We start from the raw sequence: 20,419 nt of genomic DNA on the forward strand, positions 1-20,419 counted from the left end.
GCAGGTTTACCGACTTACCAAAAATCCCGCTTGTAGCACCCTTGAAAGCTGTAGGGGCCATACAAACCGGGCCACAATAGAAATTTATCCTTATCTATCACGCACCTATCTTACATCTAGAAATCGTCTTAATATGCTCTACAAAACATCTATAAGCGATCTACCCATGACCTTTGTTCTGAGCGAAGACACTCAAAAAGATGACGATGACAATCTTTCTGCCTTGCTGACTGGATGGTCACTAAATAACCGAGAGGTGGCCTGGCTGTGGCTATCTCTAGTCGGACGGGAAGGAGAGCGCCTCGATGACTGCCAATTCAATAGCCCTACGATGCGTGACAAAATCGCGCAGACACTCAAAGACAGCCGAAGTCTAAAACGCGAAATTGAACACGCTCGAGAAACGCAACTCCTCCCGCTGGAAGCTTTTGGCTGGATAGAAAAGAACGGGCGGCAGCCGAAATGGTTGGCAGCAGAAGCCATGAGGAAGACCAACCTAAGACTGCGCAACAGCATTTTCCGAACACTACCCAACAAGGATCAGGTGATAGTACTTTTCGACCTTTGGAATACGGAATTCAGCAGGAAAGAGAGGGCGTTACGCTACCTTTCGGAAGACTGGAATGAGCACCTGCGAACCGACAAAATCTTCAAGTGGTTCAAAGACCAAGATGAGCGAGAAAAATGCTCACTGGCGTGGAGTTGGCTAGAGCAGAACCAGCCGACGCTAATCCGACAAGAAAAGCCTTTCACCCGACATGGCGAGCTACTGGAGTTTTTCGACCACAGTAGCGCCTCATCCGGCGAAAAAGAGCTCTACGTGGAGAAGATCAAGAGACGCTGGAGCACGCAAAAGACGCGAGTGAACGCTACCCACAAGAAGCAGTACAACTTTGTGCTTAACAACAACATCAACGCCGCCCTCGATAAGCTTGCCGAAGAGCATCAGTTGTCTAGGACGAAAATTCTTGAGGAGCTCATACTGAGTGAGACAGCGCACAGGCTTTACCTCGTGACACGATAAGTTTTCTCAACCCAAAGCGTCCCGAATTTAAATTCATCGATGGGTATTCCAAAAGGTATTCCAAGAAAATACTTAACAGATATTTATCTATTAAAATCAACAACTTAATAGGCCTGTTCAGATTACCCCGGCCCACCACTTCAACATCTAAAGACGTCCACGGACGTCTTTTTTTGTGCCTGAAACCCAGTAAATACGGGGATTTCAGGGCTACGGGAAGCTTTCTAAATTTTTGAATCCCTGCGGAGCGAATGAGAAAGCGTCGTCCGCACATAATCCCGCAGACCGAACATGCACTCTCGTTATTGGAGACGCTTAAGCCCCATAGCGGCCACAGGGGTTATGTGTTCCCGTCAGATAGAAACCCGCGCACCCACGCGAATAGCCAGACAGCCAACATGGCGTTGAAACGAATGGGCTTTCAGGACCGTTTGGTCAGCCACGGCATGCGCTCCATGGCCCGCACAATTCTGAACGAGCATGGATGGGATCCGGAGCTAATCGAAGTCGCGCTGGCGCATGTCGATAAGGATAAAATTCGAAACGCTTACAACCGGGCGGATTACATCGAACGCTGACGCCCAATGATGGCTTGGTGGAGTGAACATATCCAGAAGGCGGCCACCGGCAGCCTGTCGGCATCTGACATCAATCAAATCAGGGATCACAATGTCGTCTCGATACGCTGAGTGACCACTGGATTGGCAAAGCAAATTCTTGCTACTGGCAAAACGCCGGCGGGCGTGGGGGGATTAAAAGGCCACGCTGGTGTTGATCAAGGAGCCCGTCAATCGGGAAAGGATCGCCATCGCGAAGCAGCCGATCACCACAGAGGCCGTGCGGTTGATATTCAGCGGCGTCAGCCAGGCATGCCCGCTGCGTTTGATGCGTGCCCCGAACAGCACCCAGGTGCAGCCGACCGGAATCACCACCACGCTGAATTGTGCGACAAAATGCAGGTACAGGGTGATATCCGCAAAGGTCTGCACCGGCACGATGAACGAGACCACCAGTAAACCCTTGGGGTTGATCAGGGTGAGCAAAAAGAAATGCAGCCGCGAGGCCCGCGCCTCGGGAAGGGGATTGCGCGGGTTATCGGGGTGACGCCAGAGTCGGTAGGAGGTCTTGATCAGATACGCCACCGACGCCAGTTGCACCCACTTCAGGCACCAGGGCGCACTGTCGCCGATATGGCTGAGCAGGTAGCCCCAGAAGGAAATCTGCAGCAGGTAGGCCAGGCACTCCAGCAGGCTCAGGGGCCAGGCGCGCCGGAAGCCGCTGAGCACTCCGGAGCGCAGCAATAGAGTATTGGTTGGCCCCGGCATCAATAGCAGCAACCCAAGTGCAGACATGACGTTGAGCATGATGGTTGTCTCCTGAAACCGCTGCTGTGCGGTCAGTCCACCAGGTAGATTTCGACGCGTTCTTTGTGCGCGCCAATGTTGTTGCGCTTGAGGCGAATACGCCCGACCTCGCCTGTGGTGCGCAGGTGTGTGCCGCCACAGGGCACCTCTGAAAACCCCTCAATGTACCAGCAACGGCGCAAGCGCTCTGCATCGGTAAAGCGACTTTCAATCGGCAGGTCGGCCGCCACTAGTTGCTCGACGTCCTGCAATATCTCGGGGAAGTACTGGCTGATATTGCCCATCAGCGCAAAGTCGATCCGCGCCTTGCTCTGGCTGATGTGCGCGCCGATCTTTTCCAGGGCCGGGAATTTCTTGTAGAACAACTCCAGGACGATCTCGGCGGCGAAATGCAGGCGCATCAGCGCATACCGCCGGGGCCAGTCGATCTCCACGCTGACCAGGTCACCCACGGCAAAGTCCGGCTCCTCGGCGAGGCGGTAGATGATGCGATCATCGGCAACCGTGGCCTGGCTGACGTCGATCCGGTTGATGCGGCCCTGATCTGACTCCTGGCCGCCGGATTCGGCGAAGAAAATCGTCGGGCTGATCACCACGTCGCGCCCTTCGATGCTCAGCACGCGAGCGTCCAGGGACGAGAGATAAGGGGTGTTCCAGAATGCACGTTCCATAACGCTTAGCTGCCTTGTTCATTGAGGGCGGTTAAAAGGGGTGAATACAAACGTTGAAAATCGCTGTTGAAGAAAAAATGCCCGCCGGGCACGCACTCGCTATGGAAGCCGGCACTGGTGTAGTGCTGCCACTCGTCCAGGCGTAGGGGGTCAAGCAACGGGTCGTCCCTACCGTTGAGAATGTGCAGAGGCACCGGCAGCGGGCGGATAAAGTGATAAGTGAGTTGCGCGTTGAGCGCCAGGTCGGCCTTGAGCTTGCCCAGGGCGTGGCGGGCGAAACTGCATGAGGCATCCGTCGGCAGCGGCAACGGGCTCTCTGCACACACGTGCCGCCACAGTTGATGGTCGTCCATCGCCCCCAGCAGCGGCGAGTAGCCGGCATGGGGCGGCATGCGCCCGGACAGGATCAAGTGCGTCGGCAACGGTCGGTCGCGTTCGGCCAGCGCGTGGGCGACGTCCAGCGCCAGCCCGGCCCCGAAACTGTGACCGTAGAACGCATACGGTACGCTCACGCCTCGCAGTTCATCGATAATGGCCTCAATCAGAATTGCGATCTGCGTGGCTGATGCTTCATGGCCGCGTTCCTCGCGCCCGGGCAGCTTGACGGCCCACGCCGCGATACCGATATCGGCCAAGCGGCTCAAGTCATTAAACGCCGAGGCCCCCCCACCGCCATAGGGAAAGCACAGCAGCAAGCGGTCGGGGTTTGCGAGGGCACCGGGCAGCGGTGCAAGCCAGCGCTGTTGCGCCAAAAGGGCAGCGACCATGGCCAGCTCCTTAACCGGTGATCTCGAACAGGCCCACTGCTGGGTGGAACATGTGCGAGGTGGTCAGCGAACGATGTTCCGCGGTAGCCGGGTACGGAATGGCCATGGGCGTGGTCACCGTAACGCCGCCGAGGCTCGCCAGGGACGCTTGGGTGGCCTGCATGTCGCCGACCCTGAAGGCCACGTGGTAAACGCATGCCTCCACATTCACCAGCAACCGGCTGACGACGCTGTCGGCGCGTAAGGGTTCGACCACTTCCACGATTTCCCCCGCCGGAGAGCGCAGCTTGGTGATCAGCACACCAAACGTATCGATCGGTTGTTTATGGAACAGCACCTCGAACCCCAGGGCCGTGAAGAACGCCGAGGTTTTCTCCGTGGACCGGGTGGCATACGCAATGTGGTCAATGGCCAGGTAAGAGGGCTGTTCCATGGTCAATCCTCAGTATGTGGCCAGGGGTTTGAGATCCAGGCCGCTAAGGCTCTTGGCCGCCACCCGGTTCTTGTGGTCGGTGGCGGTACCGGCCACCTGCACCACGCCGAACCGGTCCAGGCGATACTCGCCACCAAACTCCTTCACGTAATCGGTATCGGGGTAAACCTTGACCCGTCCGGGCACGTAGCGGGCCACATAACCCAGGCGGGTCTTGTCGGTTGTCGAGTTGGGTAGCGAGCAGTGCATGAGCATCGAGCGGAAGATCACGAATTGGCCTGCCTTCATCACGATTGGCACCGCCGCCGCCTCATCCGGCTGCCACGACTTGTCCTTTTGCAGGGTGCTGTAGTCATAGCCGTTGAACCCCCGTGCGTACTGGCCCTTGACCACGTCCTTGTTGGCCACCGGGTCGAACGTCATGCCGATGGACTCGTCGTAGTTCATTTGCTTGTGGGTGCCGGGGATAAACAGCATGCAGCCGTTTTCCTGGGTGGCATCGGTGAAGCCGGTCCAAACATTGATGGCGCCGCCGAACGACTCGTCCTCGGGCCACACCAGTTGCGGCTCGCCGGAAGCGTGGCCGAAGGTGTCTGCCTGGTGCCAGTCGGTGCCTTCGTTGCCCGGGTACTTGGGGATGAACTCGCTGCGCCAGCAGATCACGTCCGGGCCGAGGATGCTGCGCAGGCGGTGCACGATTTCCTTTCGAAACACGTGGTGGGTCAGCAAGTCCACATCCAGGTGGCGGTCGTAGTTGGTGATCGCCACATCCAGCGGTGCGTCGTAGGGCGCGTGGGTGCGGTTGAACAGTTGAGCGCGCACGGTTTTGTGCATCTGTTTCATCTCTTCAGGCTCATAGAGCGTGAAGGGACCGATAAACCCATCCCGGTCGAATTGCTGAAGTTCCTGTTCCGTCAACGAAAAGTCAGTGATGTCCATGTCGGCTCCTAAGAGAAGTTACTGAGGTTTTCATGCGTTGCGTAGTACTGCACCCACTCTTGCAAGGTGTTCAGCCTGGCGACTTCGTCGAACGGGGTTCTTCTGCCAAGGGTCTGGTTGATTCGGCTATGGGCCATGACCACACTCAAGGACGAGGCGCCATAGGCGTAAATAGAGTTTTCCAGCTGCAGGTTGCGGGTGCCGAGGATGCCGGACCAGGCCTCGAGCACGGCTGAACCGGCCTGACGGGGTGACGCTGCCGGTGCTGTCTCCAGCGTCTGCAAACGGCGCTTGTCGACCTTGCCGTTGGCCGTCAGCGGAAGTTCCGGCAAGTGGTGGATCCGGGTCGGCACCATGTAGTGGGGAAGCTGGCCGCCCAGCAGGCTCATCAGCTTGCCTTCATCGGTATTTGGCCAGCCATGCTGGAATACGATGAACGCGTGCAGGCTGTTTTCCAGTGCATTCATGGCGCGTGCCAGCACCACGGCCTGGGCGATGCCGGGCAGTTGGGTCAGGGCGTGTTCGACCTCGGCGATTTCCACGCGGTAGCCTTTGATTTTCACCTGTTCGTCGATGCGGCCCTGGTAAAAAAGCAATCCGTGCTTACCTTCTGTCACGTAGTCGCCGGTGCGGTAATAGGTACCCTCCGGCAGCTGCAGGAAGCGGGTCTCAGTCAACGCTTCGTCAAGGTAACCCAGGGCCAGGTTGGCGCCCGCAAGCAGCAGCTCGCCGGGCGTGCCGGGGTCGACTTCTTGCAGTTGGGCGTCGACGATTTTAGCGTGTACCTGGTTGAGCAATTGCCCGATGGGCAGTACATCCAGCTCGGCGTCCTGGGGTTTGTTCAGGCTGTACCAGGTGGAGAACACCGTGTTCTCGGTGGGGCCATAGCCATTCACCAAGGTAATGCCGGGGTTGGCCACCAGCAGGGCGCGGGCATGCACTGGCTTGAGTACTTCGCCGCCCACGTAAAGCACGCGCACCGAGTCGAGCATCGACAGGCGGTGCTGCGCCACCAGGTGGAACAGCGAGGTCGTCAGCAACAGCACATCGCACCGGGCCGCGAGCACGCATTGAGTGAGGCTGTCGATATTGAACGCACCGTGTTGCAGGGTGACGCGGGCGCCGGTCAGCAGCGGCACCCAGACTTCAAACAAGGCGGCGTCGAAGCCGATGGACGAATGATGCACATAGCTGCGAGCCATGCCCTGGACCTGACGCTGCACGTTGTCCACCAGGTTCAGCAGCCCGTCATGGCTGATGCGCACACCCTTGGGAACTCCGGTAGTGCCGGAGGTGAACATCACAGTGATCACCGAGGCGTCAGCCAAACACCGCTGGATGGGCGGGCGCAAGGCCGGCCCTTCGGCGTTGAGGGTTCCGCTGGCATCCAGGCGAAAGCAGGTCAGCCGTGGGTCAAGGCGCACGTCTGCTGGCTGGCCGAGCAGCAGCAAATGGCTGCAGCCCAGTTGTTCCAGCAAGGCGATCAGGCGTTTGCCTGGCGTGCCTGGTTCGATGCAGACGTAGGCAATGCCCAGTTTGCAGCAGGCCAGGACTGTCACCAGATATGCCAGGCACCGGCTGGCCATCAGCGGTACGTAAGGGTGCTCGGCCAAACCTTGGCGCGTCAGTTCCGCGCAACGTTCCAGCACCAGCGTGTGGAGCTGTTGATAGGTGACCGACTGTCCTTCGTCGACCACGGCAATCGCGTTGGGCGTTTGCGTGCAGATCGACTGGAACCGGCGGTAGGCTTTGGTGGGCAGCGAGTTGTGGGCATTCATTGAACGACCCTCTGCTGGTGATGGGTCAGAAAACGGGTTATGGCCTGGTACAACTGTTTGTGGCCGTCGACAAAGTCGTGGTGCTGGCCGTCTGGGTCCTCCACCAATTCACTGTGGGGCAGCCATTTGGCGATGTACCGGGAAGACGCAGTGTCGGTATAGCGGTCCTGGCTGCCGCACCACACCAGCGTGGGCGCCTGTACGGCCTGTGCTGTCCTGACCACTTCCAGGCTCGCCAGGCTGTTGAGGAACGTCAGGTACTGGCGGAATGCGGGCAATTCCCGCAGAGGGCGCACCTGCTGGTAGCGATAGTCGCTGGGGGTATAGGCGCTGTTGGCGTGCACCAGGCTCACGGCCTCGTACACCCGGGCGCAATTGCCCTGGGGAATCGACTGCATCATGCGCTCCACATCGCGTTCGTACTGGCTTTTGCTGACCTCGTCATTCTTGAGAAAGTACGCGCCATTGAGCAGCAGCAAGGTGCGACAAGCGCCCAGGCTGGCGGCCAGCAACGCCAGTGGCGCCGAGGAGCAATAACCCACCAGCGCATCCACGTGCACGGCCTTGGGCAGCGCTGCATGGAACTGGCGGAGAAAGTCGGCGACGCCTTCGTCGGGCGCCAGGTCGGCTGCCGCGGCGTATGCCAGCAAGGCGTCGCTTTCGAGGATGATCAGGTTGAAACGGCTGATCAGAAACAGCGCTGCGTTCTTCATGTAGAAGCACTGGGTGCCCACCGGCGACAGCAACAATAGGGTTGCCCGCGCAGGGTCGAGCGGCAGGCTCTGGACACAGATCACCTTGCCAGCACGTTCCAGATTCAGGGTCAGGGTGAACAGGCTGTGCATGGCAACCCTCTCAGACCGTGTGTGCTGTGTGGGTGGCTTGCAACTGCGCAAGTACCGTTTGTTTGCAGGGCATGCGGAAAAACTGCTCCATGTTGATGTTGGCGCCGAACGCCTCGTTGACCTGGCCGATCAACTGGATCGCTGTGAGGGAGTTGGCGCCCAGGTCGAAGATGTCTTCATGGTCGCCCACCGGGCGCTGGAAGATGGCTTCGAAGATCTTGTCGAGTTTTGCTGAGCTCATGGTCTACCTGCCTTGTTGTCATTAAGGGGGCCGGTTACCCGGCCCGACGGTAAGGTTCACGCCGCGACGCGGTCGCCCTCGGCCTGCAGCAGGGTGGCATCGAGCAGATCCCACAGGGCTTCCAGGTTGTTGAGGAAGTCATCGGCGCCCTGCACGATCGCCGCGCTGTTGTCGGGGTTGAGTACCGAGCCTACGGCCTCGATGGCGTTTTGTTCGTGCTGACATTCGGCGCCGGTTTCGCCGTAGTGCTCCACCAGGTAATGCATCGCCGGCTCGTCGAAACTGGCGCGGTACAAACCGCTATCGATCAGGCAGGCCTTTTCGCCGGGAATCAGTTGCCGGTTGGAAATGATCTCCAGAGCCAGGGCCGTACCGAGGCTTTTGTACACGTCTTGGGCGGCCGTGGACTTGCGCGCTTCGAAGGTCTGGATGGCTTTTTTGGTCTGGGGCATCAGGCCGGTGCTGAAGTCATACCCGGGCAGTTGGCCGAGCAGTTCGTCGGAGCAGCGCTTGAGCATGGACTCGATGTGGATCTGGTCGGTCAGGTCGTCGAAAACCGGCTTGCCAGGCACCGAGCGGTTGATGATATGCCCGGCCATCATGGCCAGTTCCGGGCCGTGGTTTTCCTCGCTGTCGACGATCTCCTGGAGCAGGTGGCTTTCCGTGGACAGGCCGATCTGCTTCAAGCCCTGGGGCAGGTTCCAGCCGGGACGGGTGGCGTCGCAAAAACTGCGGATATGGTGGAAAAGGGCGCCGATGGCCTCGGTGCCGGGGTTGACCCGCGCCCAGTTCTGGAAAATCGGATGGCTGTAGCAACGATGGGTTTTGACGCGGTCCACAAGGTTTTCTATACGCATGATCGATCTCCCGATGAGTGGTTACTGCATAGGATTTCTTACTGCTTGAGGTTGGGTGTTGCTCTAGTGACCGACGATCAGGCGACTGCCGGAAAGGCCGGGTTTGCTGATAGTCACGTCGCTGAACCCGGCTTTTTCAAGGAGCCCGCGCCAGCCGTCTTCCGTCGGGAATTTGCGGTCCATGAAGTGGGTGTGCAAAAACGTGAATGCCAGCGAGTAAGCGTTGTTTTCCCAGGGCGCGTCATCAGGGATGGCGTCGGCAATCACCAGCTTGGCCTGGGGCGAGGCGGCCTTGATGGCGGCCAGCAGGCGCGGCAGGACTTGGCTCTGGGTGGGGTTGAGGTCGTGGAACACGAAGCCTGCGTGAATGACATCGACATCCTTGAGCAGGCTCGGGTCAGTGATCAGGCTCTCCACCGGTGCGTGGATCACCTGAATTCGCTGGCTCAGGCCTTTGCCCTCGATAATTTCCCGGGCCTTCTCGCAGGCGCTCGCGCTCAGGTCGATGCCTATGGCAGTGGCGTTGGGCAGTTGCTCCAGCAGGCGGATCAATAATCCGCAGGTGCCGGAGCCGAAGTCGATGATCTTCTTCGGGTTGGCGTTCAGGATTTCCTTTTCGGCATGGGGATAAAAGTCGGTCGCCCCCATCCACTTGGACGTCCTGGCCACGTGTTCGCCGTTACGCACGTAGGTATCGATCGAACCGGGCAAGTCGTTGGCGAACTGCACCGGGTGTTCGATCAGCGGTGCACAGGACTGCAGGGCCCAGAGCAGGTAGCCGCAGTTATTGACCGCTACCGGCAGCTCGGCAGTGCCGGTGTAGTGGCCCGCACGCTCAGTCGCCAGCCCCAGCTTGCACAGCGCCTTGAGGTAAGACTCTACGAAATGCTGTTTGGCGCCGCTGATACGCACCACTTGCCCGGCCTCGAACGGCTCGCCCTGCATCAGCAGTTCGACGACCCCCAGGCGTGCGCCCATCTCCAGGAAAATCGACTTGCCTGCCAGGTTTTGCGCAGAGTCTATGGCTGTTGCTGACATGACCTGGGTCATGATCCACCTCCGTGTGTGATGAGCCTGCGCTCAGGTTTTTCGGTCGAAAAAGTTTTCCAGTGCAATGGCTGCCTTAATCAAATGCTTGCGCACCAACGCTTCGGCGCGATCAAGGTCCTGGTGGGTTGCAGCTTCAACCATCGCCAGGTGTTCATCTTGTGACATGTGCTCGCGTCCCATGGCCGACAGGTGAAAGCGCAGGTATCGATCCTCCACCGACAGCTGTTTCTCCACCAATTGCAACAACTTCACATGGGGCGTCTTGCCGTACAGGCACATGTGAAAACGTTTGTTCAGTACACCCAGTTGGTCCATTTCCGTTTCGTCATGCATTTGCTGGATCAAGTCCCGGGCCAACTGCAGATCGTCACTTGTCAAAAAAGGAATCGAATACCGAATGGCGGCCGGTTCCAGTGCCAGGCGGATGGCGTAGTTATCGAGGCCATCGGCTTTGGAAATCTCCGTCACGATCGCGCCCTTATAGGGTACGAAGTCCACCAGTGCTTGCGCTTCCAGCTTCTTCAGGGCCTCGCGAACTGGCATCCGACTGACGTTGAAGGTTTGCGCCAGCTCTTCCTGGCGCAAGACCTCTCCCGGAGGAAGACGGCCCTCCAGAATTGCCTGCTTTAACACCTGTTCAATCTGCTCGCTGGCAGTCCTGTGTTGAATCTCTCCGAGGTCGCTGAGCAGTTTGCTTTTCAAATCCACTTCTCACTACTATTGGACAACATATCCAATATCCAATGGATATTGGTTTTAGCATCGAATATTTTGGATTGCAAGATTGGCCCTTTTCTTTCGTCGCAAATCCGACGAGCGAGGTGGCAGCATGAGTGCTTTGAGTAAGACTGGCGTCGCAGGGGGCCAGGTGCCCGGCGAGTGGGTGAGCCTGGTCAGCACGGGCGCGAGTGCCGCGCTGATCGGCTTTATCAGTACGTTCTTTATCGTCTTGCAGGGTTTTTATAACGTGGGTGCCACCCCCTCCCAGGCGGTGAGTGCCTTGGCGGTGTTGTGCCTGTTCCAAGGGGTGATGGGGATCGGGTTCTCCCTGGCCACTAGAAAACCTTATGCCTTTGCCTGGTCGACGCCGGGGTCGGCCATTTTGCTCAGCTATAACCAGCCGCTGGGTGGGTTCGATGAGGCCGTGGGGGCTTTTTGCATGTCGGGGGCGTTGATGCTGGCCCTGGCCTCGGTGCCACGTATTGCCCGCTACATCGAGAAAATTCCCGCCAGCCTGTCGTCGGCGATGCTGGCGGGGGTCTTGCTGTCACTGGCCAAATCCTTTGTGCCAGCGTTTGAGACCTACCCGCTGATCGTCGGGTTGGTAAGCGGCATCTGGTTGCTGCTGTTTATCTACAAGCCGTTGGTCGCTTTGCCGGTGGCGCTCGGTGTGCTATTCGCCTATTTCCTGTTCCAGCCGGCGGTGCAACCGGTGGTTGCGGCGTCGGTCCACGGGGTCGAGTTTGTCGCACCGGTGTTTACCCTCTCATCCTTTATCAACCTGTCGATCCCGTTGTTCGTGGTCACTTTGTTTTCGCAAAACATCCCGGGCTATCTGATTTTGCGCAACAACGGCTACGCCACTCATTTTCCCGGCACCCTATTCGTCACTGGGCTAGCCACCTCGTGCGCGTCGTTGTTCGGTTGCCACAACCTCAACCTGGCGGCGCTGACGGCGGCCATGTGCGCCGGCCCGCTGGCGTCCCATGACAAATCCCTGCGCTACATTGCCAGTTGCGCTGCAGGGGGGACCTACCTGGTAATGGCGTGGTTTGCGGCCGGCCTGGTCAGCCTGCTGTCAGTGATCCCGTCGCAGATCATTCTCGCGCTGGCGGCACTGGCCCTGTTCAGCACCCTGGCAGATGCGTTGCGCGATTCGCTCAAAACTGAGCCGTACTACCCGGCCGTGGCGACGCTGATGATCACCGTGTATTTCCCGAACTTCTTCCATGTGTCGTCATCATTCTGGGGATTGTTGCTGGGCACCCTGTTTTATCTGATCTACAACAAAAAAAGGCTGGGCTGAAAGCGCTTATCAATCTGCCCGGCTCGGTTCAGCCATTGAACTGCAAGGCATCGGTAGGATTGGGGCCTCTTGCAGCCAAAGCCCTCATGGACAGGAACGCCATCTACTGCCGCTCGCCACTTAGAGGGATGTCCAACTGGTTTGCCCTGCATCCGCGTGCAAGGCACCTGCAAAGACCGGCAGCAGCGCCTGGTTAACGTAAACATTGGCCACCGACAAGCCGCACAGTAAAGCAATGCCCGCCAGAATCAGCGGCGTAAAGTGTGTATTGGGCGACATCAGCATGGCTCCGGAGCGGCTCTCAGGTATCAGATGAAAAACGCACGGCATCGGGCGCGGATTCAACACCGGCCTCGCTTTGGCGCCCCAGGAACAGGAAGACCACGGCAGCAGTGAACAGCGTGAACATCGCCAACAGCTGCAACAAGGTGTTGAACCCTGAGGTATAAGCAGAGCTCAGCACCGCTAATGGAATTTGACCGGCGTCGGCGCTCGCGTGTTGGATATCACCCATTACCAGGCGTTGCGCGATACCCGAATAGTCGACAGCAGACAGTTTGACCGCGTCACTGAGACTCAGATGATGCGCCACCAGCGCCGTCAGCACCGCAACCGTAATTGCCAGGGCGACACCGTCGTTGGCCACCCGCGTGGTGTTGAAAATACCCGCGGCCATCCCCGCTCGTTCCTTGGGAATAACACTGATCGACAAACCATCCATCAAGCCCCACGGCAAGCCGGTGCCGATACCGGTCAGCAGCATAGCCGCGATAATCTGCGCATGGGCGCCGACCGGAATCGTACTCAGCCAGTAGAGCCCGGCCGCCGCGATCACAAAGCCGATCGCGCAAAGTATCCCTGCCGACAGCCAGCGCGTCAGCGACGCGGCAGCCATCGGTACAAACAGCATTGGGGCAGAGAGTGCCAACATCATCAACCCCGCCTCAAACGCGCTGGCCCCTTCCACACCGATAAACCGAAATGGCAGCAAGACGATCAAGACGATGTAGCAGTAGCAGGTGCCGATCGGCAGGATCTGTACACCGACAAAGCGCGGAAACAGGAACAGCCCCAGTTCCAGCATCGGATGTTCCGCCCGATTTTCAACCATGATAAACAGCAGCAAAAACACCGCCGCCCCACCCAGCAAATCGCCCGACTATCTGCAGCGTAAGGGGCGCCCCGTCACGCTCATTGAGCTTGAGCATCACGAGTGCTTGCGTTACCGATTTGTCACCACGGGTAAAATCATGGACTGGAGTATGTCTTCGGCGCCCCAGTTCACGCAGCTGCGCCTGCCCACCGCACTGATCTTGAACAACATGGAGGCCATGCTGATGGCCGCGGTGGATGGGCATGGCATCGCATTTGTCCCGGATTTCCTCGCGCGCGAAGCCATCGCCCAGGGGCGCCTGGAAACCGTGCTCGAGGGTTACAGTGAAGATCAGGGGCAGTTCTGGGCGCTGTGGCCGTCCAGCCGCCATCTTTCACCGAAAATTCGCGTATTCGTAGACTTTGCCGCCGAGCATCTATTTGCCACTCCTGGCGTCGACAATCCGGGAGCAACGAGTTCATGAAGCATTGTCGCCACCGTGTCGCCCAGGTATCGGCCTTGTCAGCCCGCAGCGATATTGCTAGTGTCGACTCATGAGTAATTATTGCCTCACCTCGACAACCACCACCATGACCGCTTCAAGCGGAGCGTGCGAGGTGTCGTGAGCCAAAACAGACGAACACTTCAAAGGCCCGCCAGCGATGGACAGGGCCTTTTTTTATGCCCTTGTGTCGCTGGTTCATACGCAAGGAGATGCACCTATGTACGCCCTGTTGATACTCGATATCCAAGTCGGACTCATCCACGGCCCGGAAAAACCATGGCGTTGCGACGAACTGTTGGAAACGCTGAATACCCTGATGGACAAGGCCCGCAGCGCAGGCGCGCCGATTTTTCTCGCCCGTCACATCGGCCCCGCTGGCTCGCCAATCGAATCGGGTAGCCCGCTTACGCTGGTTGCAGAGGAACTGAAGTTGCTAGGTGGAGAAGTGATGTTCGAAAAGCGGCGGCCCAACGCTTTTGCGATGACAGACCTTGCTGATAATTTGCGCTCCAGCGGCGCCACCGGCGTGGTAGTCACTGGGATGAAAACGCAATACTGCGTCGACAGCACCTGCCGCGCCGCGCGTGATCTTGGCTTCGATGCGGTGCTTATTGCCGACGGTCATACCTGTTCTGATACGTCCTTGATGAAAGCCGAGGCCATCGTGGCTCATCACAATGCCACGCTCAATGGGCCGTTCTGTCAGGTGGTTCGGGCGCAGGAGTGGAGCTTTTAGCAGAGTTTTCCGGCGGGAGAGAAAGCTGGCGCTGGCGACCTGAATTCCGGAGGGAGGAAAGTCGCCAGGGCAGTGCTTCGGAATTTTCCCACAACATGACGCGCTGCTGGTGAGCTGGTCAAACTCACCTGTCGCGGATAGCCTGCAACTGTCGCAGCAATGGCAGCGCCACCCGCTCAGTACAGCGCGCAGGCAATTGTTAGTACCTGCCCAGCAGTCCTGAGCTTTTTTTGCCCGGAGAAAAATTCGGAGGCGATATGGCGGCTGTGCGTGGGGCACTTTCGGGTGCGCCGGGTTGTTTGATTCCTGGTCTGCTAACCCGCGCACGGTCGCCACCCTATAACAGGGGCGAGAGGCCTCAACGCACACCTCGCCCGCTGGCATCCCCTCACACTTCCCATTACCCTGACGGCCTTTATCAGACAACCGGAAGTCAGATACCCGTGTTCAAGCCCTTCGCCGTCATCGCCCTCGCCTTTATCCCTTCATTCGCAACCGCTGCCGAACTGGCCGGGGTCTGGCAAGGCACCTTGGGCAAGTCCGCTATTACCGTCTGTTTCAATGGCGCCGACGGGGAGCATGGCAGTTATTACTACCAGCGCATCCGTACTCCTATCCAGCTGACCCAGGCCAACGACAAAGCCCCTTGGGTGGAGGAAGGAAACACCGGTTTCTGGGCCCTGCAAAAAACCCAGGGCGATACACTTTCTGGTGCCTGGAGCAAAACCGCCGACGGCAAGCCGCTACCCCTGGCCTTGCGCCGCATCGGCACGGACGGCTGCGGCAGCGATGCCTATAACGCGCCCATGGAAGCCGCGCCGCTGCCGATCAAGACCGAGAAGAAGACTTTCAAAAACCACTCCTACGCGCTCAAGACCCAAGGCCCCCGTGTCACGCTCAAGCTGGAAGGTGACAGCCCGGCAGTGCAGAAGATCAACCAGCAGCTCGCCGCCCTGGCCGTCAATGACGAGGACCTAACCGACTATTTTTATGAACGACGTGAATACCTGGGTCGAAACGGGTCTGTCTATACCAGTGAAATCGAGGTTGAACCCGCCTATTGGTCATCGCAATTTCTCACCGTGCGGTTCTACCGCTGGGCCGCAGGCCAAGGCGCCATGGGCATCAGTTGGGGCCTGCACTCCTGGAACCTGCAAACCGGTGACAGTGTGGACCCATGGACCTGGCTCGGCGGCCATCAGCAATGGTATGACGCTTATTCCGGCCACTTGAAGCTGCCGGCCGCCTTCAGCACTTGGCTGGCCAAGCAAACCACCACCGACGAGGGCTGCCCCGCGATTACCGATTACTCCAACTTTCACCTCAGCTTCAACACCCAGGGCCTGCAACTCTCGACACCTGCCAATGGTGACGGCTGCGACAACGACTTGAGCTTCACTTGGGAGCAGTTGGAGCCGGTGCTGACCGAACAAGGCAAAGCGGCAGTGCCCAGTTTGAAGCAGCCCTAACCCGCCCGAGAAAAACCCTACGGCCGTTCACCAAAGGTTAAGAATCGCGCTCGTATACTCCCTGACTACCCATGACCGGTCGCCCGATCGGTCTCATGCCCCGGTAGCCAGATTCCATGACGCGTCCCGCTCCCCTGCTGCTCCTGCTTGCTGGTCTGCTGTTCTTCTTTGCCCTTGGCAACCATGAGCTGCAAGGCTCCACCGAGGCCCGGGTTTCCGGGATCGCCATGGCCATGCACCTGGACGATGACTGGGTGGTGCCGCGTCTGTTTCGCGAGCCGTTCCTGGAAAAACCACCCCTGAGCCTGTGGCTGGACGCCGGGGCGATTCGCCTATTTGGCGCCAGCACCGGGGCCGTGCGTTTGGCCTCGGCGTTCGCCGGTTTGTTCAGCGTGATGCTGCTGTACGGCATGCTGCGCCGCTTTGGACGACCGCAGACACTGGCATTCAGCGCTGCGCTGATCCTGGCGACCATGGCCAGTTACTGGGGCAATGTGCGAGGGGTGGGTGAGGATTCGTTGCTCAGCCTCGGCGTGACCACTGCCCTGCTGGGGTTTTACCAGGCGGTACGGCGCGATCGTGAAGGTTCGAGTACCTGGGCCTGGGCGCTGTTTACCGTCGGTATGGTCATCGCCACGTTGAGCAAGGGCGTGTTGGGCCTGGCGATGCCGGGCATCGTGATCTTTGTCTACTTGCTCAGCACCAGCCTGATGGATAGGCGCCTACGCATCGGTGACTGGCTCAAGCCGGCACTATTCACGCTGCTGGCCTTGGTGCCCTTGCTGATCTGGCTGGGGTTTCTGTTTCAGCGCGGCGGGATGCAGGCGGTGGGTGAAGTGTTATGGACCAATAGCGTCGGGCGCTTCAGCGGTTCGTTCGTAGAAGCCGGGCATTACGAGCCGTTTTACTATTACCTCGCGAAACTGCCCGAGGCCTTCCTGCCCTGGAACATCCTGGTGTACCTGGGCCTGTGGCACTTCCGTAAAAGCCTGGTGCGTAATCGCTACCAGTTGTTTTTCAGTGTGTGGCTGGTGGCGCAGTTCACCCTGCTGACCCTGGCTTCCAGCAAACGCACCGTGTACTTGATGGCGCTGACGCCAGCCGCGGCGGTACTGGCCGCCGAATATGCGCGGGTGTTGCTGGAGTGGGCCAATGCACACAAGCCGGCGCTGTACCGTTACCACCGGCGCATCATCGCCGGGGTTTTCAGCCTGGCCATCGCTTGTTACCTGAGCGCGGCATTCTGGTTCGCACCTAAAGCCGACGTGCGCCACTCATTCGTACCGGTGATGAGCCAGATCCAGACGCTGCAGGACGAAGGGAAAGCGGTGGCGATGTTCCAGCCCAACGAGCGGATCGCCGGCGCCAGCGTGTTCTACCTGCAAGCCTACCTGCCGATCCTGCAGACCGAAGCCGAGCTGCGCGCCTTCCTCACTGCCAAGCCCGGCAATGTTGCGCTGATGGATCACACCGACCGGCTGAACGAGAAGGTCACGGTGATCAAGCAGATGGCGATCAACCGCCAGCCTTACTACTTCGTCGAGCAGTAAGGCCGGCGCGGGCATCAGTGCTTGGTGAGCTTGTCCAGGTAGCCCATGGCAAACGCCGAGACCACGAAGGTCATGTGGATGATCACGTACCACATCAGGTGTTGCGGATCGACGTTCTTGGCGTCCATGAAGATGCGCAGCAGGTGGATGGAGGAAATCGCCACGATGGAGGCCGCCACTTTCATCTTCAGCGACGAAGAGTCCATGGTGCCCAGCCAGTTGAGCTTTTCCTTGTTTTCATCGATGTCCAGCTGCGAGACGAAGTTCTCGTAGCCGGAAATCATCACCATCACCAGCAAGCCGCCCACCAGGGCCATGTCGATCAGCGACAGCAGCAACAGGATCACTTCCGCTTCCAACATGGTGAAGATGTTGGGAATCACGTGAATGATTTCCTGGAAGAATTTCAGCGCCAGGATCAGCAAGCCCAGGGACAGCCCCAGATAGATCGGCGCCAGCAGCCAACGCGAGGCGTACATCGTATTTTCGATAAAGCGTTCCATTGAATCTCACACAGCTTGGCTAAAAATGGCGCCGAGTATACCAGCCGCCACCCGGCCCCTGTCACCGCTAGAAAACTGACCCAAGTGGCATCTGTAAGAGAGTTTTTCTGCTAGTGTCGAGACCATTAACTCGGCTCGATGATGTCGGACAGGAAAACTCAGATGATGGATGTGCGATCCCCTTTGGCCACTCTCGGCCTGTGCGCGGCGTTGCTGATGGCCAGCGGCTGCTCCCCCAAAGAAGAGCAGAAGCAAGCCACCCTCGAAGAGAAAACCGCCCAATTCGAACAGTCTCTGGACGACATCCAGGATCCCAAGCTGCGCGACGCCATCGCCGACCTCGGCGGCTCGCTGCTGTTGCTGGAGCGTGCGCGCCTCAAGCTTGCCAGCAAGCCCATTGAAGCCGAGTACGGCGAAGACAGCCTGGCCCTGCTCAAGCACTACCCTACCCCGCAGGCCCTGGTGGACACTTATATCAACGGCCTGTTCGTGCTGCGCAAGACCTCTCATTCGGACTATCTGACGGATTTGCAGCCGGTCTTCCCGTTCAACTTCAACGCCCCCGACCAGTTCCCCTTCCCCCATGGCCTGGAATGGCAATCGGTCACCCTGAGCAACAATAAAGTCATTCCTTTCCAGCCGGAGTGGTCGGAAACCGACCCTGGCATCCAACTGAGCCCCAGCAGCTCCAACCTGACCAATCCCGACGACCTGACGGTCACGTATCCGTTTATCGAGGGCATCGAGACGGAAAACAAAAGCCAACCACAGCCGGTCAGCCTCAAAGGCGCAGTCGAAGTGGTCACCCCGGGCAAGGTGCTGACTTTCGATCTGACGAAAAAAGACGTCGGCCATAAACGCACCGAGGGCAATATCACGCTCAACCTGCTGGCGCTGGAAAAGAACTACGCCGAGATCGAACTGACCAACAGCGCCCCCCTCGCCGCCGAGCTGGGCGACGAGTCGCCGAACCCGCTGCTGGTGCAGGCACGGGACAGCACCGGGCAATTTCTCACGCGCTCAGGCTCGATCAACGAGAGCGCCGCGCAAGTGGCGTTCTATGAGAAACAATTGGCTGAAATGCAGAAACAAAAGATCTGGTCCGAGGCCCTCGAGAAACAGCTTACCGACGAGCAAAACGCCTTCGAACACAAGCAGAGCAGCCATTACGCCAAGGTGTATTTCAATGGGCTGATCGACAATCTGCAGGTCAATGTGCTGGATTTTTCTACAGCTACGGTCACCCACAAAGACCTGAACCTGCCGGTGCTGCGCTTCGACAGAAACAGCCTGCAGAAAACCGTGCAGGCTCTGCCGATGCCGGTCACGGTGTATGACGACAGCGCCGCCAGTTGGCTAAAAGATGCCTCGATGAGCGAAGACCAGCTCAAAAGCAGCGTCACCATCAGCCAATCGACCGAAGACGCCAGTGCGGCGAAAATCGTGTTTGATCACCCGTACACGTTCAATGACGACTTGGTCGGCGCCGAACGTAACAACAGCGATGCGCCTATCACCTTCTTCACCGCCGACGACAAGGGCGAACGCGGCGAGCCTATCGAGTTGCCGACCGAGGCGTTTGAGCTGAACGCCGTCAGCGGCACGCTCACATACGACCTCAACCTGTTCCCTGAGACTCCCGCGTTTGTAGTGGGCTCCGTACCGCTCTTCCTGGCCAGCATTGAAAAAACCACGATTGACGCGGCCAAGCTGCCCAAGGGCCTGTCGCTCAAGGACAACGCACTGATCGTCGACCAGAAGGATTTCCCATCCGATAGCTGGCGCTTCTATGCCAAGGACGCCAGTGGCAAGTACCTCAAGGAGATCCTCAGCGTCAGCCACCGTGCCGAGGAATACGGCACGGCGTTGTTTGACGTGCATTACTTCTACGGCCAGCCGACTACGCTGGAAAGTTACCAGCGCACTGACCTCAGCACCGTGCAATACGGCTTTGAGGTCAAGCTGGACAAGCCTGAGAGTAAATAGCCGTCGCTACAGGGCCAGCCGCTCTTGACTGCCATTGAGTTGGCGCAGATGGGCTTGCAGGTGCAGGCACCAGATCTGCGGTTCGTCCATCTGCTCATAGCCATGCAAGGTCAGGTTATCGACGATGGAATCCAGCATTGTTTCAGCCACCCAGGGCCCATTAAACGGGCCCTCGGACTTGACGGTGGAAGGCTGTTCGCCCGACATTCCAGCGGCAAACAATAACGTCCACATGCCGTTATCCCCGGCGAGTGGGCGAATGGAGCATTCAATACGGGTGACCAGGCCCAGGCACTGGCGGGTAAGGCAAAGGTTGCGCGACATGGCGGCGACCCTCGGTAGATCGGTGTTCAGCCCCAGCGCAAGGCGAGGCTGTCTCTATCCTGCGACTCCTGTGGATATCCCTGAATTGAGAATAGAAGAAAAACGCGCCAAACCAAGGTTGTAGGGACCAACGGGCGTTTTCCCGGGACAACTGTCAATTTAGTGACATACGCAGGAGCAAATGTGGGAGGGGGCTTGCTCCCGATTGCGGTGTGCCAGTCTAAGTAATTTTGACTGACCCACTGCTATCGGGAGCAA

General features: G+C 58.7%; 20 protein-coding genes and 3 pseudogenes. 8 read left to right on the plus strand and 15 right to left on the minus strand.

Going from position 1 to position 20,419, the window contains the following annotated elements; translation table 11 throughout:
• The first annotated feature begins 166 nt into the window (after window positions 1-166).
• On the plus strand, window positions 167-1,024 hold the full coding sequence (locus BLU48_RS24020; protein ID WP_138233667.1) for a hypothetical protein: 858 nt from the start codon (window positions 167-169) through the stop codon (window positions 1,022-1,024).
• Window positions 1,025-1,260: 236 nt separating this feature from the next.
• Window positions 1,261-1,713: pseudogene (locus BLU48_RS24025) on the plus strand (tyrosine-type recombinase/integrase); the annotation flags it as partial.
• 63 nt (window positions 1,714-1,776) lie between these two features.
• Here BLU48_RS24025 and BLU48_RS24030 read toward each other — a convergent pair.
• From BLU48_RS24030 to BLU48_RS24080, 11 genes are all read right to left on the minus strand, one after another.
• The gene (locus tag BLU48_RS24030) at window positions 1,777-2,388 is read right to left on the minus strand and encodes a LysE family translocator (RefSeq protein WP_057024532.1); all 612 of its coding nucleotides are present in this window, start codon (window positions 2,386-2,388) and stop codon (window positions 1,777-1,779) included.
• 32 nt (window positions 2,389-2,420) lie between these two features.
• Window positions 2,421-3,059, minus strand: coding sequence for an alanyl-tRNA editing protein (locus BLU48_RS24035; protein ID WP_057024531.1), 639 nt, complete (start codon window positions 3,057-3,059; stop codon window positions 2,421-2,423).
• A 5-nt stretch (window positions 3,060-3,064) separates the two neighbouring features.
• On the minus strand, window positions 3,065-3,826 hold the full coding sequence (locus tag BLU48_RS24040) for a thioesterase II family protein (RefSeq protein ID WP_057024530.1): 762 nt from the start codon (window positions 3,824-3,826) through the stop codon (window positions 3,065-3,067).
• 10 nt (window positions 3,827-3,836) lie between these two features.
• Window positions 3,837-4,259: a VOC family protein gene (locus BLU48_RS24045; protein WP_057024529.1), complete on the minus strand. Its 423-nt coding sequence runs from the start codon at window positions 4,257-4,259 to the stop codon at window positions 3,837-3,839.
• A 9-nt stretch (window positions 4,260-4,268) separates the two neighbouring features.
• Window positions 4,269-5,198, minus strand: coding sequence for a chlorinating enzyme (locus tag BLU48_RS24050; RefSeq protein ID WP_057024528.1), 930 nt, complete (start codon window positions 5,196-5,198; stop codon window positions 4,269-4,271).
• Between the two features lie 8 nt (window positions 5,199-5,206).
• Window positions 5,207-6,976, minus strand: coding sequence for an L-allo-isoleucine:holo-[CmaA peptidyl-carrier protein] ligase (gene cmaA / locus BLU48_RS24055; protein WP_057024527.1), 1,770 nt, complete (start codon window positions 6,974-6,976; stop codon window positions 5,207-5,209).
• Window positions 6,973-7,821, minus strand: a complete 849-nt coding sequence (locus BLU48_RS24060; protein ID WP_057024526.1) for an alpha/beta fold hydrolase — start codon at window positions 7,819-7,821, stop codon at window positions 6,973-6,975. Before BLU48_RS24060 ends, cmaA begins: the two co-directional genes overlap by 4 nt.
• A 10-nt stretch (window positions 7,822-7,831) precedes the next feature.
• Window positions 7,832-8,062, minus strand: a complete 231-nt coding sequence (locus BLU48_RS24065; protein WP_057024525.1) for an acyl carrier protein — start codon at window positions 8,060-8,062, stop codon at window positions 7,832-7,834.
• 56 nt (window positions 8,063-8,118) lie between these two features.
• A complete protein-coding gene (locus BLU48_RS24070; RefSeq protein ID WP_057024524.1) occupies window positions 8,119-8,919 on the minus strand; it encodes a hypothetical protein in 801 nt (266 codons plus the stop codon).
• Window positions 8,920-8,982: 63 nt separating this feature from the next.
• Window positions 8,983-9,969, minus strand: coding sequence for a class I SAM-dependent methyltransferase (locus tag BLU48_RS24075; protein ID WP_057024523.1), 987 nt, complete (start codon window positions 9,967-9,969; stop codon window positions 8,983-8,985).
• Between the two features lie 30 nt (window positions 9,970-9,999).
• Entirely contained in the window at window positions 10,000-10,671 is a 672-nt protein-coding gene (locus tag BLU48_RS24080; protein WP_057024552.1) for a GntR family transcriptional regulator, read from the minus strand.
• Between the two features lie 127 nt (window positions 10,672-10,798).
• Between BLU48_RS24080 and BLU48_RS24085 the strand changes: the two genes are divergently transcribed.
• Window positions 10,799-11,995 carry a benzoate/H(+) symporter BenE family transporter gene (locus BLU48_RS24085; RefSeq protein WP_057024551.1) on the plus strand — a complete coding sequence of 399 codons (1,197 nt, stop codon included), beginning with the start codon at window positions 10,799-10,801 and terminating at the stop codon, window positions 11,993-11,995.
• Window positions 11,996-12,115: 120 nt separating this feature from the next.
• On the opposite strand, the gene BLU48_RS31880 is transcribed toward BLU48_RS24085, so the two are convergent.
• Both BLU48_RS31880 and BLU48_RS24090 read right to left on the minus strand, forming a co-directional pair.
• Window positions 12,116-12,274 (minus strand): hypothetical protein, encoded by a 159-nt coding sequence (locus BLU48_RS31880; protein ID WP_156422419.1) that lies wholly within the window; start codon window positions 12,272-12,274, stop codon window positions 12,116-12,118.
• Between the two features lie 22 nt (window positions 12,275-12,296).
• Window positions 12,297-13,145, minus strand: a pseudogene (locus BLU48_RS24090) (MFS transporter); the annotation flags it as partial.
• 1 nt (window position 13,146) lies between these two features.
• Here BLU48_RS24090 and BLU48_RS24095 point away from each other — a divergent pair.
• The 4 genes and pseudogenes from BLU48_RS24095 to BLU48_RS24110 form a co-directional block, all read left to right on the plus strand.
• A pseudogene (locus tag BLU48_RS24095) lies at window positions 13,147-13,572 on the plus strand (LysR substrate-binding domain-containing protein); the annotation flags it as partial.
• Between the two features lie 238 nt (window positions 13,573-13,810).
• Window positions 13,811-14,329 carry a cysteine hydrolase family protein gene (locus tag BLU48_RS24100; protein ID WP_057024522.1) on the plus strand — a complete coding sequence of 173 codons (519 nt, stop codon included), beginning with the start codon at window positions 13,811-13,813 and terminating at the stop codon, window positions 14,327-14,329.
• Between the two features lie 443 nt (window positions 14,330-14,772).
• On the plus strand, window positions 14,773-15,798 hold the full coding sequence (locus tag BLU48_RS24105; protein WP_057024521.1) for a hypothetical protein: 1,026 nt from the start codon (window positions 14,773-14,775) through the stop codon (window positions 15,796-15,798).
• Window positions 15,799-15,914: 116 nt separating this feature from the next.
• Entirely contained in the window at window positions 15,915-17,348 is a 1,434-nt protein-coding gene (locus tag BLU48_RS24110; protein ID WP_057024520.1) for an ArnT family glycosyltransferase, read from the plus strand.
• A gap of 14 nt (window positions 17,349-17,362) precedes the next feature.
• Here the strand turns inward: BLU48_RS24110 and BLU48_RS24115 are convergent, their stop codons facing one another.
• On the minus strand, window positions 17,363-17,851 hold the full coding sequence (locus BLU48_RS24115; RefSeq protein ID WP_005791582.1) for a TIGR00645 family protein: 489 nt from the start codon (window positions 17,849-17,851) through the stop codon (window positions 17,363-17,365).
• A 162-nt stretch (window positions 17,852-18,013) separates the two neighbouring features.
• On the opposite strand from BLU48_RS24115, the gene BLU48_RS24120 reads away from it, so the two are divergent.
• A complete protein-coding gene (locus BLU48_RS24120; protein ID WP_082636705.1) occupies window positions 18,014-19,837 on the plus strand; it encodes a hypothetical protein in 1,824 nt (607 codons plus the stop codon).
• A gap of 6 nt (window positions 19,838-19,843) precedes the next feature.
• On the opposite strand, the gene BLU48_RS24125 is transcribed toward BLU48_RS24120, so the two are convergent.
• On the minus strand, window positions 19,844-20,161 hold the full coding sequence (locus BLU48_RS24125; RefSeq protein ID WP_057024519.1) for a PA4575 family protein: 318 nt from the start codon (window positions 20,159-20,161) through the stop codon (window positions 19,844-19,846).
• Window positions 20,162-20,419 lie beyond the last annotated feature (258 nt).

It is taken from the genome of Pseudomonas synxantha (assembly GCF_900105675.1).
GTDB lineage: Bacteria > Pseudomonadota > Gammaproteobacteria > Pseudomonadales > Pseudomonadaceae > Aquipseudomonas > Aquipseudomonas synxantha.

Excerpts from the sequence above, each read along its gene's own strand:
- BLU48_RS24045 (WP_057024529.1), bottom strand. The coding sequence starts at position 4,259 with ATGGAACAGCCCTCTTACCTGGCCATTGACCACATTGCGTATGCCACC.
- cmaA (WP_057024527.1), bottom strand. The coding sequence starts at position 6,976 with ATGAATGCCCACAACTCGCTGCCCACCAAAGCCTACCGCCGGTTCCAG.
- BLU48_RS24065 (WP_057024525.1), bottom strand. The coding sequence starts at position 8,062 with ATGAGCTCAGCAAAACTCGACAAGATCTTCGAAGCCATCTTCCAGCGC.
- BLU48_RS24020 (WP_138233667.1), top strand. The coding sequence starts at position 167 with ATGACCTTTGTTCTGAGCGAAGACACTCAAAAAGATGACGATGACAAT.
- BLU48_RS24040 (WP_057024530.1), bottom strand. The coding sequence starts at position 3,826 with ATGGTCGCTGCCCTTTTGGCGCAACAGCGCTGGCTTGCACCGCTGCCC.
- BLU48_RS24030 (WP_057024532.1), bottom strand. The coding sequence starts at position 2,388 with ATGCTCAACGTCATGTCTGCACTTGGGTTGCTGCTATTGATGCCGGGG.
- BLU48_RS31880 (WP_156422419.1), bottom strand. The coding sequence starts at position 12,274 with ATGTCGCCCAATACACACTTTACGCCGCTGATTCTGGCGGGCATTGCT.
- BLU48_RS24050 (WP_057024528.1), bottom strand. The coding sequence starts at position 5,198 with ATGGACATCACTGACTTTTCGTTGACGGAACAGGAACTTCAGCAATTC.
- BLU48_RS24110 (WP_057024520.1), top strand. The coding sequence starts at position 15,915 with ATGACGCGTCCCGCTCCCCTGCTGCTCCTGCTTGCTGGTCTGCTGTTC.
- BLU48_RS24070 (WP_057024524.1), bottom strand. The coding sequence starts at position 8,919 with ATGCGTATAGAAAACCTTGTGGACCGCGTCAAAACCCATCGTTGCTAC.
- BLU48_RS24085 (WP_057024551.1), top strand. The coding sequence starts at position 10,799 with ATGAGTGCTTTGAGTAAGACTGGCGTCGCAGGGGGCCAGGTGCCCGGC.
- BLU48_RS24060 (WP_057024526.1), bottom strand. The coding sequence starts at position 7,821 with ATGCACAGCCTGTTCACCCTGACCCTGAATCTGGAACGTGCTGGCAAG.
- BLU48_RS24035 (WP_057024531.1), bottom strand. The coding sequence starts at position 3,059 with ATGGAACGTGCATTCTGGAACACCCCTTATCTCTCGTCCCTGGACGCT.
- BLU48_RS24100 (WP_057024522.1), top strand. The coding sequence starts at position 13,811 with ATGTACGCCCTGTTGATACTCGATATCCAAGTCGGACTCATCCACGGC.
- BLU48_RS24120 (WP_082636705.1), top strand. The coding sequence starts at position 18,014 with ATGATGGATGTGCGATCCCCTTTGGCCACTCTCGGCCTGTGCGCGGCG.
- BLU48_RS24115 (WP_005791582.1), bottom strand. The coding sequence starts at position 17,851 with ATGGAACGCTTTATCGAAAATACGATGTACGCCTCGCGTTGGCTGCTG.
- BLU48_RS24125 (WP_057024519.1), bottom strand. The coding sequence starts at position 20,161 with ATGTCGCGCAACCTTTGCCTTACCCGCCAGTGCCTGGGCCTGGTCACC.
- BLU48_RS24075 (WP_057024523.1), bottom strand. The coding sequence starts at position 9,969 with ATGACCCAGGTCATGTCAGCAACAGCCATAGACTCTGCGCAAAACCTG.